This is a genomic window from Bacteroidales bacterium, from assembly GCA_026418905.1.
Lineage (GTDB): Bacteria > Bacteroidota > Bacteroidia > Bacteroidales > DTU049 > JAOAAK01.
The window spans coordinates 42,810-57,582 of the sequence record JAOAAK010000032.1 but is presented as its reverse complement, the minus strand read 5'-3'; the positions used below and the strand labels follow the sequence as shown (position 1 = coordinate 57,582).

Annotated in this window: 14 protein-coding genes and 1 tRNA gene; 6 read left to right on the top strand and 9 right to left on the bottom strand. The window is 35.1% G+C overall.

The features are described from left to right. Positions 1-60 precede the first annotated feature (60 nt). Positions 61-1,428, bottom strand: a complete 1,368-nt coding sequence (murD, locus tag N2Z72_06830; protein ID MCX7697388.1) for a UDP-N-acetylmuramoyl-L-alanine--D-glutamate ligase — start codon at positions 1,426-1,428, stop codon at positions 61-63. Further along, a complete protein-coding gene (locus N2Z72_06825) occupies positions 1,400-2,776 on the bottom strand; it encodes a hypothetical protein (protein ID MCX7697387.1) in 1,377 nt (458 codons plus the stop codon). The genes murD and N2Z72_06825 overlap by 29 nt, the downstream gene beginning before the upstream one ends. A gap of 63 nt (positions 2,777-2,839) precedes the next feature. Here N2Z72_06825 and N2Z72_06820 point away from each other — a divergent pair, with 63 nt between their 5' ends. Beyond that, positions 2,840-3,412 carry a YqgE/AlgH family protein gene (locus N2Z72_06820; protein MCX7697386.1) on the top strand — a complete coding sequence of 191 codons (573 nt, stop codon included), beginning with the start codon at positions 2,840-2,842 and terminating at the stop codon, positions 3,410-3,412. 5 nt (positions 3,413-3,417) lie between these two features. On the opposite strand, the gene N2Z72_06815 is transcribed toward N2Z72_06820, so the two are convergent. Both N2Z72_06815 and N2Z72_06810 read right to left on the bottom strand, forming a co-directional pair. Beyond that, complete coding sequence (locus tag N2Z72_06815; GenBank protein MCX7697385.1) at positions 3,418-4,527, bottom strand: M20/M25/M40 family metallo-hydrolase; 1,110 nt, start codon at positions 4,525-4,527, stop codon at positions 3,418-3,420. A 6-nt stretch (positions 4,528-4,533) separates the two neighbouring features. After that, entirely contained in the window at positions 4,534-5,757 is a 1,224-nt protein-coding gene (locus tag N2Z72_06810; GenBank protein MCX7697384.1) for an HD domain-containing protein, read from the bottom strand. A 56-nt stretch (positions 5,758-5,813) separates the two neighbouring features. Here N2Z72_06810 and N2Z72_06805 point away from each other — a divergent pair, with 56 nt between their 5' ends. The 3 genes from N2Z72_06805 to N2Z72_06795 are packed head-to-tail and all read left to right on the top strand — an operon-like array spanning position 5,814 to position 9,007. Then, complete coding sequence (locus N2Z72_06805) at positions 5,814-7,361, top strand: bifunctional response regulator/alkaline phosphatase family protein (protein ID MCX7697383.1); 1,548 nt, start codon at positions 5,814-5,816, stop codon at positions 7,359-7,361. Between the two features lie 7 nt (positions 7,362-7,368). After that, the gene (gene tsaE / locus N2Z72_06800) at positions 7,369-7,806 is read left to right on the top strand and encodes a tRNA (adenosine(37)-N6)-threonylcarbamoyltransferase complex ATPase subunit type 1 TsaE (protein ID MCX7697382.1); all 438 of its coding nucleotides are present in this window, start codon (positions 7,369-7,371) and stop codon (positions 7,804-7,806) included. Next, the gene (locus N2Z72_06795) at positions 7,799-9,007 is read left to right on the top strand and encodes an alanine dehydrogenase (GenBank protein ID MCX7697381.1); all 1,209 of its coding nucleotides are present in this window, start codon (positions 7,799-7,801) and stop codon (positions 9,005-9,007) included. Before tsaE ends, N2Z72_06795 begins: the two co-directional genes overlap by 8 nt. A gap of 18 nt (positions 9,008-9,025) precedes the next feature. Here N2Z72_06795 and N2Z72_06790 read toward each other — a convergent pair. The 5 genes from N2Z72_06790 to N2Z72_06770 all read right to left on the bottom strand — a co-directional run bounded on the left by N2Z72_06790 (position 9,026) and on the right by N2Z72_06770 (position 11,129). Continuing rightward, positions 9,026-9,098 (bottom strand) — tRNA-Lys (locus N2Z72_06790). A 58-nt stretch (positions 9,099-9,156) separates the two neighbouring features. Next, on the bottom strand, positions 9,157-9,582 hold the full coding sequence (locus tag N2Z72_06785) for a hypothetical protein (GenBank protein MCX7697380.1): 426 nt from the start codon (positions 9,580-9,582) through the stop codon (positions 9,157-9,159). Then, positions 9,579-10,154 carry a UbiX family flavin prenyltransferase gene (locus tag N2Z72_06780; protein ID MCX7697379.1) on the bottom strand — a complete coding sequence of 192 codons (576 nt, stop codon included), beginning with the start codon at positions 10,152-10,154 and terminating at the stop codon, positions 9,579-9,581. The genes N2Z72_06785 and N2Z72_06780 overlap by 4 nt, the downstream gene beginning before the upstream one ends. Further along, positions 10,126-10,737, bottom strand: a complete 612-nt coding sequence (locus N2Z72_06775; protein ID MCX7697378.1) for a PorT family protein — start codon at positions 10,735-10,737, stop codon at positions 10,126-10,128. The genes N2Z72_06780 and N2Z72_06775 overlap by 29 nt, the downstream gene beginning before the upstream one ends. 41 nt (positions 10,738-10,778) lie before the next feature. Next, positions 10,779-11,129 carry a YraN family protein gene (locus N2Z72_06770; GenBank protein ID MCX7697377.1) on the bottom strand — a complete coding sequence of 117 codons (351 nt, stop codon included), beginning with the start codon at positions 11,127-11,129 and terminating at the stop codon, positions 10,779-10,781. A gap of 72 nt (positions 11,130-11,201) precedes the next feature. Here N2Z72_06770 and topA point away from each other — a divergent pair, with 72 nt between their 5' ends. Both topA and N2Z72_06760 read left to right on the top strand, forming a co-directional pair. Next, positions 11,202-13,544 (top strand): type I DNA topoisomerase, encoded by a 2,343-nt coding sequence (gene topA, locus N2Z72_06765; protein ID MCX7697376.1) that lies wholly within the window; start codon positions 11,202-11,204, stop codon positions 13,542-13,544. After that, positions 13,545-14,714, top strand: a complete 1,170-nt coding sequence (locus N2Z72_06760) for an arginase family protein (protein MCX7697375.1) — start codon at positions 13,545-13,547, stop codon at positions 14,712-14,714. Positions 14,715-14,773 lie beyond the last annotated feature (59 nt).

Below are 14,773 nucleotides of genomic sequence, written 5' to 3'. Positions count from 1 at the left end.
AAAATTTTTTTGGTAAATATACAACATTAAAAAACAAAAAGCAAATTAGTTTTAAATATTTTACATAAGTTTTATGCACCATTCTTTAAATTGGTTGCCTCTGTCTTCAAAGTTCTTGAATTGATCATACGATGAAGCAGCGGGGGATAATAGACAAACTTTTCCTGCGGGCGTGTGTTCGTAAGCAAGCTTCACAGCTTCCTCCATATTGTTTGCAAAGTAATATGATTGCGGAATCATAAATTTTTTAAAGTATTCTTGCAGTTTAATTCCTACCTGACCTAAGAGAATAATAGTTGCAGGTTGATTGGGATATTGCAAAAAATAATCAATTAGAATGTGATAATCAATACCACGATCGTATCCGCCCAAGATAAGAGTATGGACGTTATGAAGTGATGTCAGTGCATGGATGGTTGCTTGAGGAATGGTGGAAATGGAGTCATTGATGAAGGTAATGCCACGAAAAGTTCCAACTTTTTCAAGTCTGTGTGGTAAGGGTTTAAAGGTATAGATGGATTCAATAGCCGTTTCAAACGAAATTCCAACTAAGTGACAAGCCAGTAATGCACCACTTATGTTTTCGAGGTTGTGTTTTCCAACCAAAGGAATGATGTCTTTTTGGAAAGGAATAATTTTTTTGCTTAAGAGATTGTTATAAAAAATAAAATTTTTCTCATCCAAAGCTATACCTGGTGTAGAACTAAAACAACAAGGATACCCATATGCCAAAAGATTGCTTTGAATCATGGGTACAACGGAAAAATTTTTGAGTGAGTAATGAATAAGGGCATAATCCATAGAACTCTGATAAAGCAAAATGTTACTTTTAGCTTTAGCATAGCTTTCAAAACTTCCAAAATAATCTAAATGCTCTTCGTAAATATTATTGAGCAAAGCAATATGGGGTGAACGATGAATGATTTCAAGTTGATTGGCTGAAAGTTCTAATACAACCCATTCAGGCTCATCTTTTTCAAACAAATCAAACACAGGAATACCTATGTTTCCAGCAAGCAAGACCGATTTACCGTTTCCGTTGATAATGTGATAGATCAAGGAGCTTATAGTACTTTTACCTTTAGTTCCAGTAATTCCGATGGTTTTTGAGTGGAACCATCGAAGGAATAAATCGGTCTGTGATGTTATTTTTTCTGGCGGAAAAACATGGAGTTGTCTTAATGGATAACCAGGAGATTTGATGATCAGATCAATGTTCGATGATATGTTCGAAAATTCCGAAAAGGGAATATAAGGAATATTAAATCCTTTTGTTATGGATGGATTGTCGTCGGTGATAAAAATATTTTTGGGTTTGCAATATTTTGTTAAAAAATGATAAGTACTTATACCTTCCTTACCAAAACCTGCAATAAGAATACGAACGTGATTAAAAGTTTCAGTAAATTGAAAGTTGTTCCAATTCATGACGAAGAATGTTTTCAAATGGTTTCTCTAAAAAATGTTCAGGGTTGAATTGCTTCAAAAAATGATTAATATCTTGGGATTTTTCAAAAGATATAAATCTAGCGACTTTATCAAGTAGAACAGGTAATTGTTTTCCATCAAATCGATATTGTAAAATAAAAGCTAAAGCAGTTTTGACTTCGTCCATGGTGCCTACGCATTCAAAAGGTTTTTCTTCGGTTTGACCTATCAGTTGAAGTAATTCTTGGCTTAGATTTTCATTGTCAAAGGTGTGTAATCCTATATTATTGCGTATGTATGAAGGTTCTAAAAAGGGAGAGAGAATGATATGTGTGAAGAGACATTTCGGACATTCATTACACCAAATACCTTTCTTGCTTCCGGCATTGCAACTTCTAAAGACTGCATGAAACTCCGGCATTTGTGAAAATAGTGCTGCAATTTGTAATTCATTCAAAGGTCTTAAAAAAGAAAAGTAATTTGAGGTAGGAGACATGTGGTTATGGACATATGTTCTAAATATCTTCTCAAAATGAAACGTTTTTGAATACTGGTGGTTAATGAGAGTGCCGGGGATGGTACTTTCATTGGCACTACTTTCGTTGGAGAGAGCAATATGACGTGCTTTAACCATTGCTGCAATCATGATAGAATAAAAGGCCAGAACAGCACTAAATGGAATGTGACCATTGAGATATCCACGTTCGTTCATGATATAGAGACGATGGTCAATTTCTCTGTGAACGAAAACACTATCCTTTTCAGAGTAACCTGCTAGACGAAGAATATTTTTAGTTGTTTCAGATGGATTTACAACAAATGGTATGACTTCATAACCATGTTTTTTAAGAATGGACAATGTTACAATGGAATCTTTTCCTCCACCTATAGGAACAATTATTTTATTATCCTCAAATGGGTACTCGAAAATATGTTTTTTTTTGAGAGTAGATACTTTAAAATTCAAGAAATCCTCTTGGGATGTGGTTATGTTGTTTTTGTAAAAAAACTCACCCAGACCATAATAGAAGACGGTTAACCAAAAATCTATTTCTTCAGGCAGAAGTTTTAATGGAGCCAAGTAGACATTGGGTGAACAGGTAGCTTTCCAGTAACTTATAAGTTCTATCATCCCAATAGCTTTAACAAAAACCTCCAAGTGGATATCTTGCATGCTTAGATTGTCGCCGAAAGTAATTCGGACTTCCGGGTTAAACTCCCAGTCAGGTGGAATGGCATAACTATATTTAAGTTGTAGAGTTTTTTTATTAGTCCAAGAAAAAGAAAAATCAGTGAAGTAAAAATCTGGATACTTGTTACGTAGGGCGAGAAATGTAAAATTTTTCATTTTTTTGTGATTGGAATAACTTTTGTTAATTTTTAACGTCAAATATATAAAAGAAACGCTGAAATGTTCGAAATCAAGTTCAACTCCATCAAACCTTTAACAGGGAGAATTTTGGTTGCAGAACCACTTTTGCAAGACAAATACTTTCATCGCACAACTGTTTTATTGATCGAACATAACGATGAAGGAAGTTTTGGTGTTATTTTAAATAAAATGCTTAAAGGTGTTCAGAGTGATTTATTTGATGCTCTTGGAATAAAACTTGATATTTATTTTGGCGGGCCGGTTGATCCGAAAAGTATCTTTTTTATTCATAGGAGACCTGACATCATACGTGGAGGAATGAATATAGGAGGTTCTCTCTACTGGGGCGGTAATGTCAATGATTTTTTTGATGCTCTAGAGGGGGGAAAGTTAAAAGAGAATGAATATCGCTTTTTTATGGGTTATAGTGGTTGGGGACCAGGGCAATTAGAAAGAGAATTACAAGAAAATACATGGGCAGTTGTCATCCCTCCCAATCTTGATCAGCTTCTTTCGATTCCTCCTCATGATTTATGGAAAAGGATGATATATCATCTTGGTAAGGACTATCTTTTTTGGACTTTTCTACCCTCTGATCCACAACTCAATTGAGGTTTTTATAATTCTTTTTCCATTTTCTTTATCAAAGACACCAAAAAAATGATTCCTTTGTGAAGAAGAAGCTCAGGATAGTAAAATTCCTTCGTGTGTAAAGATTTATCCGTTCCGCTACCTAAACAAAAAAAGCAAGTTGGAAAATATTGAGCAAAATAGCCCATATCTTCTCCCCACGGAAAAGGTTTATGAGACTCGATAAACTGATAATTCATTTCTTTTGCTGTTTCTTTTAGCAAACGATATAATGATAAATCATTAGATATTGGAGGAAAGTACTCTACAACCTCATAGTTGATATGAAAACCAAAACTATTAGATGCACTTTGTAATAGACCATAAAATGCATTTAATTTATTTTCAAGCAGTTCGGGTGAAGATCCTCGTAGTGTAATATGGTAAAACGCTTTCGAAGGAACTACACCATAATGCAACGATCCCATTTCAATGCAAATTGGCGTATAATTAAAGAAATTGAAATTATCTTCGTAGCATAATCCTTTTAAACCCTCATGAAGATAAAAGATAGCATCAAGCAATGTTTGTTTTGGTGATTGGGATGCATGTGTGGCAAAGCAATTTAACTGGATTGAAAAGCTTTTGACCGTGGCACTGAAATAATTAGGTTTAGAAATAATTTGCCCAAGTGGATATTCGGGAATATTATGAAAACCAATCATGCAGTGAGGTTTGTATTGTTCTAAAATACCGCTTTGTATAATAAGTTGAGCTCCTTTTCCATTTTCTTCGGATGGTTGAAATAATATACCCCACGGTCTCTTGAACGTAGTGCTATTGCTACGAAAGTAACAAGCTACTCCAAGCATAGTAGCCATATGTCCATCATGACCACAAAGGTGTAAGTATTTTTCCTCTTCTAGGGAATAGACAGCATCCATTTCGCATCGCAAAATGATTGGATTTAGCGAACTATTTCCTTTCCACAATGCTAAAATACCATTGCCGCCTACTTGTGATAAAAGGATATCGGGCTTTAGCTCTTCAATCAATTGAAGTAATGTGCTAGCTGTTTTTTTTTCATTACCTGAGGCTTCAGGAATTTGATGCAACAAATAATAAGCATGAAGTGCAAATTCATATGGTGTTTTCATCAAAATTTATGTTAAGAACTTCCAAATTTCTTTTGGGAGGGTCAGATAATATTTAACACTTGTGTATTCTTTAATAAATTTATTCATTTGCTCAGAAACTTCTGCTATGTCGGCTTTTTCTCCACTATTCATCAAAATCCAGATTTTATCTTGAAAGGAATTGTATGCATTGTTTTCGATTTTGCCGTAAGACATGAAGTAGTTGGTTTCGTTTTCCTGTACTTTAAAATAGGTGCGAATAAGGTTTTTAATTTTTTCTAACCATTCGAAAGGAATGTTTTCTTTGAAAAATTGAGTTTTAAAAAGTTGCCTATGAATCATAGATTTTGCAAGGTATGAAAGAACGGGGTCGTCATCGGTTTGCCAAACTTTTAGAGCAGATAAAATATCACTATCATCAAGATATGTAAAGTGCAATAAAAATTCTTCGTCAATGTTTTCTTGAAATGGTCTTGATTGTAAAAAATAAAGTAAATGTGGTGATGCAAATACATTCCTGTTAGAAACTAACAAATCTCTAGCTCTACTAATCACAGAGTTAATCATTTTTTCAGCTGAAACAACGGTTTTGTGATAGTAAACTTGCCAGTACATAAGTCTTCGGGCCACAATAAATTTTTCAATTGAATAGATTCCTTTTTCTTCTATAGCTAGATCTTGACCTGCAAGGCAAAGCATGTGTATGATACGATCTGTTCCAATAACTCCTTCAGATACTCCAGTGAAAAAGCTATCGCGAGTAAGGTAGTCAAGCCTATCAACATCTAGCTGACTGGAAATAAGTTGATGGAGAAATGGCTTGGAGTAAGTATTGTTGAATATTTCAAGAGCTAAAGATACCTCGGATGGGTATTTGATTTTAAGTTGATTGAAAAAGGCTTTTGAAATCTGTTCGTGATGAGTAAAAAATTGCCTTTCGAGAGCATGCGAAAAAGGTCCATGTCCTGTGTCGTGCAAGACTATGGCAATAAGTGCTGCTGTCTTTTCTTCTGGAGTGATGGAAACACCTTTGTGTTCAAGAATATGAATAGCCTGTTGTAGCAGATGCATGGCACCTATGGTATGCCCCAGGCGTGTATGAGTTGCTCCGGGGTAGACCAAATACGAAAAACCCAATTGATGAATACGATTAAGTCTTTGAACACAAGGCGAATCTATAATTTCGGCTATTACACCTCCTGGAATAGTAATAAATCCATACACTGGATCATTTACAATTTTACTTTTCATGAAACGTTATTTTCATTAATTTTGTAAAACAATGATTTGTAGCAAAAATATACTTTATGTCGAAATCAAGATATCGTATACTTTGGGTTGATGATGAAATTGAAACTCTTTTAACTCACATACAATTTCTTGAGGCCAGAAATTACGAAGTTACTTCTGTGACTAATGGTGTCGATGCCATTGATTTGCTAAGACGGGAGAAATTTGATATCATTTTTCTAGATGAGCGCATGCCTGGCAAAACGGGGATGGAATTCCTGGAGGATTTGAAAAAAATACATGTTTTTGTTCCTGTGGTGATGATTACACAAAGTGAAGAAGAAAGTTTGATGAATCAAGCTATTGCAGCTCGCATTTCTGACTATTTAATCAAACCCATCAATCTTCATCAGTTGTTAGCTGTACTCAAGAAACATTTTGACAAACAAGAGCTTATTAAAGAAAAAACTGTGCGTTCTTTCCCAGCTGAATTCAACGAATTTCAACAACGCTTGCAGTTCCTTCGATCACTAGAAGATTGGGAAAATTTTTATTATGATCTGGTCATGAGGGAAATTTCTATGGATGACGTTTCTCATGAATTACAGGAAACCTTATGGGCCCTAAAAGACGATGCAAATAGGAGTTTTGCTAAGTTTTACATGGACAATTACCTTTCTTTCATAATGGATTCTGAAATAATCATGTCTCACAACATATTAGCAAAGAGATTTTTTCCTCTTCTTGGACAAAATGAAAAAAACTTGCTTTTAGTGATCGATAATGTCAGGTTAGACCAGTGGCTTGCGATAAAGGGCTTAATGGAAGAGTACTTCTACATAGATCTAGAGGAAAAATATTTGAGCATTATACCAACTGCTACTCAATATGCACGTAATGCGTTATTTAGCGGGCTTATGCCCTTGCAGATCAAACAAAAATATCCCCTCTATTGGGTTGATGATGAAGAAGAAATTTCTCGAAACAAATATGAACCTGAACTTTTTGAACAATATCTCAAACGTTTTGGTTTGACCCTTAAGCATGAATTTGTAAAAATATTAAATGCTAACGGGGCAAGACAGATGTTTGAAAAAGCCAACGAACTTCTAAAATATCCACTCTTGGTTGTAATATACAATTTTGTAGACACGTTTTCACATGCCAAAACCAATGTTGAGCTCGTTAAAGAATTGGCTATAGATGAGCGTGCTTATCGTGCAACTACTCGATCTTGGTTTGAACATAGTTTACTTTTTAAATTTCTTCAGTTAGCAGGACAAAAGGGATATCATGTTTTTTTCACAACCGATCATGGCAATATCAGGGTGAAAAAACCAGTACGTATTCTAGCTGATAGAGAAACAAACGTAAATATTCGTTTCAAGTATGGAAGAAATCTAAAATGTGATGAACGTAAGGTTTATCAAATTAAGAATCCCGAGGCATTTTATCTGCCTAAGCCTGATGTTACTACTTCATACATGTTTTGTACGTCATCCGATTATTTTGTCTACCCCACGAGGCAAGGTGAATTTGAGCGTTATTTTCTGAACACCTTTCAGCACGGAGGGATTTCTATGGAGGAAATCTTGGTTCCTTATGTTTTTATGAAACCAAAATAAATCAGATATGATTATTCAATTCGAGAAAGTGTATTTAACCGATATTCCATGGGTGGCTAGAATTATGGGGGTTCTTGTTCAGAAGCATCCCGTTATGGCTTTTTATGGACAATTAGGGGCAGGCAAAACGACCTTGATTTGTCATCTTGTTGAAGCACTGGGTGGAGGTGAAGCAAACATAGGAAGTCCTACATTTGCTATTATTCATCAATATGAAAGCAAGGATAAGAAAATCTATCACGTTGATGCCTACCGATTATCGAATGAGAAAGAAGCATTAGAAATTGGTTTGCATGAAATCTTGGAAGATGATTCAATAGTTCTTATAGAATGGGCAGAGAAGCTCGAGGGCATATTAGCTGATGTAAAAAAAATTAATGTTCGTATCAAAGACACCTTAGATCCCCTTGAGCGTAAAATTATAATTGAATTACCACATGAGTGAAAAATCAAAATATTATTTAGGTCCTGCGGGGCAGCTTTTGCCAGTGGAAGAAAAAATTGAACTGCCTCGTAAAAAGAAAACCTTTACCTTGGGAGTTCCTCGTGAAATTGCATTTCAAGAGAATCGAGTTTCACTTTCACCTGACGGTGTGGGAATTCTTGTACAAAATGGAATTGATGTCATAGTTCAAAGTAATGCTGGGAAAAATGCCCATTTTTTTGATCATGAATATATAGAGGCTGGTGCCACAATTGTAGAGACAGCAGATGAAGTTTATCAGTGTGATGTTATTCTTAAGGTTGCTCCCATGTTGCATGAGGAAATTGATAAACTTCGTGAAAATCAAATGATTTTCTCTGCTCTTCATGTTACGATGCAAAATGTGGATTATTTTAAAAAGCTCATTCAGCATAAGGTAACAGCTATTGCATTGGAATTTATTAAGGATAACAGTGGTTTCTTTCCTGTCTTGGTTGCTATGAGTGAAATAACCGGAATGGCTGCTGTCCAAATAGCCTCTGAGCTGCTTAGCAGAAACGACATTGGTAAAGGTAAATTGTTTGGTGCTGTTTCCGGAATTAGTCCTTGTGAGGTGGTAATCATTGGTGCTGGAACAGTAGGTACCTATATTGCTAAAGCTGCACTTGGTTTTGGAGCTGAGGTAAAAGTTTTTGATAATCAGATGTATAAATTACGTCGTCTTCAGATGGCACTAGGAAGATCGGTTTTTACATCTATCATTCATCCAAAAGTGCTCACTAAGGCATTGAAATCAGCAGATGTGGTTTTTGGTGCATTGCATTCTGATAAAGGTCGAGTACCTATCGTGATTACAGAAGAAATGGTTAGGGAAATGAAAGCCGGATCTGTGATTATTGACGTCAGTATAGATCAGGGAGGATGTTCTGAGACTTCTCGTTTAACTAATCACAACGAGCCTTATTATGTTTATTATGATGTTATCCATTACTGTGTGCCTAACATTCCATCCAAGTACCCACAAACCGCATCCTATGCTTTAAGTAATTTTTTTACACCTTTGATGGTAGACATAGCGGATGAAGGAGGAATTGAAGAATATCTTAAAGCTTCAGTTGGGTTTAGAAATGGTGTTTACTTATACAAAGGTAAGCTCGTCAGTTCTATGATCACAGATTTTTTTGGCTTACCTCATCAGCCACTGGATATTGTTTTATATTAAAAAAATTGCTCAAAAATGTGACCCAGTTGGGATTCGAACCCAAGACCCCATCCTTAAAAGGGATGTGCTCTACCTGCTGAGCTACTGAGTCAATTAAAAAACGCTTGCAAAGTTATACATTTTTTTAAAATGCAAAAAAATATTTCTTTTTACAAACGTAACTTATGGTAATCCCACGACATATCTTGTTGTTCGATGAGCAAATCATATACAGTCGTCGCTATTCTTAAGAAGATTTCACCACCATTTTTTTTGAGCCATTCCCGCGCTGGCTGAACACCTCTGCAGGCATCGGCAAAAATCCCGTAAAAAAGGTAGTTGTGTTTCAAGAGCCAGGCCATGGCTGATTCTTCTGAATCTATAGCATCACTCAATGCAGCTAGTTCGGGATAATGATGTTCGAGTAGCCATTTGAAAGCTTTTTGGTCTCCTCGAATGGAATTGGCCAAAGCAGCTAATTCTGGATAACCATTTTCAAGTAAAAAATAAAAATAATCAGATTTTCCGGCTATGGCCTGTTCGAATACAAGCAAAATTTTAACATCATACTCATACAAAAACGGTTTTCTTTTCATTTTTTCCATTGTATGATAGGTTCAACGATACCAGCAAGATGCAGTAATCGTGATACGAGGGGTTGAATAAGATCCGCAATTTCTTGAGGATGATGATAAAAAAATGGTGAAAGAGGAAATATTCCACCGCCAGCATCCACCACAGTTTTCATGTTTTTTAGATGAATGGAATTGTAAGGGGTTTCCCGTATTGCAAGCCAAAGTTGTCGTTTTTCTTTAAGCATCACGTCAGCTGCTCTAGTAATAAGGTTGTCTGCTATGCCGTTAGCGATTTTACCAAGCGTACCCATAGAGCAAGGAATAATGAACATGATATCGTAAAGTGCTGAACCCGAAGAGGGAGGCGCGAATAAATCTTCGTTGGAAAAAAATGTTAATTTCTCACTTACAGGAATAGTCATATTTTCATACTTCCAGACCTTTTCTCCGTATGATGAAAAAATTAGAGCAATTTCTTTTACAGCCTCAGATTTGATCGACATTCGAATTGCCTCATAAGCATAAATGCTTCCTGAAGCACCAGTTACAGCTATGATAATTTTTTTACTTTTTTCTTTTAAAGTAGTGTTCATAAGTAAAATAAATAACAATGTTGTATTGGCCTCTATCATAAAAATAATACGATGAGGTTCCAGAGGGATAAGGTCTGATAGGTAATATTGAGTTGCTGTAACGCATGTGAATTTGTGAATGCTCATTGATCATGTATATTAAACCCACATGTCCAGCCCATTCAAACCGGCGAAAGGGTTGTCGAGCCACGATTTGTCCATTGATATCCCATTCGACATTGTCTGTTTTCAAAAGAATACCACTAGATGTTCCTAGTTCAACACCAATGGTAGAGTTAAAAAATTTACATATGAGTAAGGGAACTTCTACGTAATTTAGACGCATAAGATATTTTGTTGGGTCTTCGTTGGTGGGATTTTTCCTGCTTCCTTTTTGGGAAAAAAGAATTTCCAATCGCGCATTAAATTTAGGAAAAGGATACTCCACACCCAATCCACCGGTAAGTCCCATTTTATTAAAACCAGATAATTGATCACCATGTACTTGGGAAGCAATGATGCCTCCTTTAATAAATGCTTGAAAATCCTGAGCAGCTAATAAAGAAACACTACATACCAGTAATAAACCTAAAAATTTCATCATACGAATTTAGCATATTTTCATAAAATAACAACGTTCAATTATTACAGCATAAAAATATTTTCGAAATGTTCGACTACAAATTGATTGTTGCATTCGTATACGGAAATAGCATCAAAACGTATATTGAAAGAGATTTGATTTAGATTAATATAAGCTTCTGCAGCTTCAGTAAGGAACTTTTTTTTAGCTTCATTAATAAATTCATGAGGCTTACCATATGTCAAATTAGTTCTCCCTTTTACTTCGACAATAATAAGCCAGTCTTTTGTTTCTGCTATGATATCAATTTCTTTGTTTCTCCATCGCCAATTAACTTCTCGTATAATATAACCTTTCTGCTTTAAATAGTCAACTGCTATTTCTTCGTACACTTTACCCTTTCTTATCTGCATCTGATCTTGCCTCCATAATTAAATGACAAAATTTTTCCAAAAATTATTTTATTTGCCAACAAATTTAACTGAATGGCTAAAAATTTGGTTATTGTTGAATCTCCTGCGAAAGCTAAAACTATAGCTCGTTTTCTGGGAAAGGAATTTGAAGTCAAATCAAGTTATGGTCATGTTAGGGATCTCCCCAAAGATAAATTGAGCATTGATATTCAGAACAACTATAAACCTACATATGTTATTCTACCTGAAAAGAAAAAGATCATTGAAGAGCTCAAAAAAAGTATTTCTACATCTGATGTCGTTTGGCTAGCAACGGATGAGGACCGTGAAGGCGAGGCCATTGCATGGCATTTATACGAAACTCTCCAATTAGCTGCTGAAAAGACAAAGCGAATTGTTTTTCACGAAATCACAAAACCAGCCATCTTAGAGGCTGTGGCTAATCCACGTTTTTTAAATTTTAACTTGATCAATGCACAACAAGCTAGACGTGTCATAGATAGGCTTGTAGGTTATAAACTTTCACCATTGTTATGGAAAAAAGTTAAACCTGCTATTAGTGCAGGCCGAGTTCAGTCGGTAGCAGTTCGTCTGTTAGTTGAACGTGAAGAACAAATTAGACATTTTCAACCAGAAGAATTTTTCAAAATAACAGGAATTTTTCTTACTGCTGATGGAAAGAAATTCCATGCAGAATTGAACGAAAAATTCAATTCCGAAAAAGAAGCCTTGATGGTGCTTGAGCATCTTAAAAATGCGTCTTTTTTTGTTTCTCATATTGAAGAAAAACCAGGGTTACGTGTGCCTCCTCCTCCTTTTACAACATCTACTTTACAACAGGAAGCATCTCGTAAGCTTGGTTTTAGTGTTTCTCAAACCATGTACATTGCTCAGCAGTTGTATGAAGAAGGATGGATTACCTATATGAGAACGGATAGTGTTCACTTATCGAATCTAGCTATTCAAGCAATAAAAAAAATTGTGTTTTCAAAATTTGGTGAAGTTTATAGTAAACCACGTCAGTTTGAGACTCAGACCAAGGGTGCACAAGAAGCTCACGAAGCAATTCGACCTACATACATAGACCGGCTTTCTATCGAAGGAAATACAAAACAACAAAAACTATATGAGCTTATTTGGAAACGGGCCGTGGCATCACAGATGACCGAAGCTAAACTTAAGCGAACAATTATTCATATATCTTCTCCTGTTTTGCAGAATTTTTACTTCATAGCCAAAGGGGAAATAATTGTGTTTGATGGTTTTTTACATTTGTACGAGGAAAGCCATGAAGATGAAGATTCAATGGACGGTTCATTTCACTTGCCTTCTCTTTCTCTGAACGATTTATTAAATTATGAGAAAATAACAGCCGAACAGAAATTCACACATCCTCCTTACCGATACAGCGAAGCCCAACTTGTAAAAAGCTTAGAAGAATTAGGTATTGGCAGACCAAGTACTTATGCTCCTATCATCGAAACCATCCAGAAAAGGAAATATGTAGAAAAAAAATCATTTCCTCCTCAAACAAGAAAAGTGATTCATTTTGTACTCGAGGGAAGTGAAATCACTAAAAAAATAATCAGTGAAAAGTTTGGAGGTGAAAAAAATAAACTAGTTCCAACAGATCTAGGAATTGTCGTCAATAAGTTTTTAACTCATTATTTTGCTGATATTGTTGATTATGGTTTCACAGCTAGCCTCGAGCAGCAATTCGACGAAGTTGCTGAAGGTAAAACAACATGGCAAGTTGTCGTAGATGAGTTTTATAAACAGTTTAGTCGGAAATTATCCGAAGTTGAGCATTTATCAGGTAAATTTCAAGGACAGCGTTTATTAGGAATCGATCCTAAAACAGGAAAAAAAGTTTACGTGAAGGTAGGTCCTTATGGATCCATGGCTCAACTTGGAGATGCTGCAGATGAGGAAAAACCCAGATTTGCTAGTTTGCTTGCGCATCAATCTGTCGAAGAGATAACATTGGAAGAAGCCCTATCTTTGTTTGAGTTTCCAAAAAAACTAGGAAGATTGGAAAAAGGTGAAGTTACAGTAGGTTCTAGCAAATATGGTTATTTTATACATTACGATGGAAAGTATTTTTCAATACCGCCAGGTATCGACCCGACTAAGTTAACGCTATTAGATGCTCAGCGTATTATAGAAAAAAATCATAATGAAGGAATCCGAGTTTTGAAAGAGTTTGATAAAGATATTCTTATTGTCAAAGGTAAATTTGGTCCTTACATTAAATACAAACAACATAACATCCCTCTTCGACATGTTCAAGATTTTGAAAAATTGTCCAAACATGATTTGGAGAAAATTGTGGAAGAATATTTAAAAACTAAAGGGCCTGAGGATCCAAAAAACAACCAACGGCAAAGATCAAAAAACATTAAAAAGAAAAAGTAAATGGAATTAGAAGATCTTTTAATCCCCATACCAGATTGGTTAACGACTAAAAATTATTTACCTTATCAAATTGGTTCACAAGTATTGAAATATGATAATAAATCAAGTTTTCCTGAAATCAAGGAGGGTAGCATAGTATTTTTCGGTCTTAGTTCTTCCGATGATAAGTTTTCTTTTTCAAAAAACGTACGTTTGTTTTTTTATCCATTAATTTCTCATTTTACTGAAGTAAACTTGATCGATATTGGAGATGTTGTCGAAGGAAAAACTTTTGAGGATACATGCGAAGTTTTATCAACAATTGTGTCTTATTGTATTTCAAATCATGCTTTGCCTGTTTATTTAGGTTTTAAGCATCACGAGATGCTTGGCATATATAACGCTTACGAAAAGATGAAAAAAATTGTGAATATTGCTACCATTGATGCCTTAATAGATGCTGATCATCAGAGAGATCAAGTTGATGAAATTAATTGGGTAACTTATTTAATCAATAGGGAACCGAATTATTTATTTAATTTTTCAGCACTCGCATTCCAGTCTTATTATGTGCAGGAGCAAATACTTGATTTATTTGAAAAATTGCATTTTGATTTGGTAAGGGTTGGAAAAATTCATCAGAACCTTATTCATGAAGTAGAACCTGTCATTCGTTCATCAGATATTGTCTCAGTGGATCTTAACTCTGTTCGTTTTGCTGACTTTCCTGCTACTACTTTTTTATCTCCTAATGGCCTTACGGGCGAAGAAATATGTCAGATCATGAGAATTGCAGGTATGAACGAAAATCTTTCAGCTCTTGCTGTTTTTGGTGATGTAATTTCGACACAATCTCATAATGAGACACTAACACGCGTATCATACTCATTAATTGCTCAAATGTTGTGGTATTTTGTTCATGGCTACTATAACCGTCCACATGAAAATCCCTATGTTGATAAAGAAGGTTTTTTAAAATACATTGTTGCTAATAGCGAACTTAAAACGGAGTTTGTTTTCTACAAAAGTAATATTTCCAACCGATGGTGGATGGAAGTACCTTTTTCATCTAAAAGCAAACCTAACTTGGAGAGACATCTCCTGATTCCTTGTACGTACGATGATTATCAAGAAGCTCTCAATAATATAATTCCAGCTAGATGGTGGAAAACATACCAGAAACTTTTATAAAAAATAAATTTTTATTTTTGTTTTTCAAAAAAAAATTATTTTTGCAAGTAGTCTTATTG